General features: G+C 38.2%; 1 protein-coding gene. It reads left to right on the top strand.

Going from position 1 to position 1,140, the window contains the following annotated elements:
- Positions 1-108: 108 nt before the first annotated feature.
- Positions 109-1,026, top strand: coding sequence for an IS982 family transposase (locus tag ONT08_RS16405; RefSeq protein ID WP_119250497.1), 918 nt, complete (start codon positions 109-111; stop codon positions 1,024-1,026).
- The last annotated feature ends 114 nt before the right edge of the window (positions 1,027-1,140 follow it).

Raw genomic sequence — 1,140 nt, 5'->3', positions numbered from 1 at the left:
CCTCAGTTCGGGATAAGAAATAGTGCCTAAAAAAGTTGGTAATCTCCGATATTTTTTGTATCTTTGTAGTTGAAATCCAATTAGTTACAAACATAAAAAGATATCATTATGGAGATTACCAAGGACAAAGTTACAGAATTATTTTGTATTATTGATGAATTTTACAAAGTTTTTGATGCTGAAAATGCAGGAAAATTGCTTTTGGGTGAAGATGGAGTAAAGCGCAGACGACGTAAAGCCTCTTTATCTGATAGTGAAATCATGACGATTTTGCTGTATTTCCATTTCGGCTCGTTCCGAAACTTCAAGCATTATTACCTATTCTTTATTAGAGGAACTTTGAAGTCATATTTTCCAAATGCGGTGTCTTATAACCGTTTTGTAGAACTTGAAAGTCGCGTATTCTTCCCTCTCATGTTCTTCCTGAATCTCCGTGCTTTTGGCAGATGTACAGGTATAACCTTTGTTGATTCAACCATGATACCAATATGCCACAATCTCAGGCGTTATGCCAACAAAGTGTTCAAAGGCATTGCCACAGACGGAAAGGGAACAATGGGATGGTGTCATGGGTTCAAGCTACATCTGGCTTGTAATGATAGAGGTGAGATAATTGCTTTTGTTCTCACTGGTGCAAACGTCAGCGACAAAGATCCAGCGGTATTCGATGTGTTGGCTAAACGTCTGTATGGCAAGCTGTTTGCTGACAAAGGCTATATCTCGCAAAAACTCTTCGATTCGCTTTTTGAGGAAGGCATCCAGTTGGTAACAGGACTGAGAGTGAACATGAAGAACAAACTAATGCCGTTCTATGACAAGATGATGCTACGCAAAAGATACATCATTGAAACGATTAATGACCTGTTGAAAAATACGGCTCAGATAGTACATTCACGTCACAGGTCTGTTGCGAATTTCATCATAAATATTATTTCTGCATTAGGGGCATACTGTTTCTTTGACAACAAGCCCAAGGCACTTACTGGATACGTTATCGAAGATACGAAACAGCTTAGTCTTTTCTAACATTGCATATTTTACAGGAGGATTTTGTCTCAGCAACCATCCAAGATATATAGATGGTTGCCAAGCCTCTGTATCCCTTATATAAAAACATTATAAAGCCTTTAGATAGAGTTC

It is taken from the genome of Segatella copri (assembly GCF_026015465.1).
Lineage (GTDB): Bacteria > Bacteroidota > Bacteroidia > Bacteroidales > Bacteroidaceae > Prevotella > Prevotella copri_E.
Note: the sequence above shows the minus strand (reverse complement) of the source record. Positions and strands in the feature narration are given on the sequence as shown.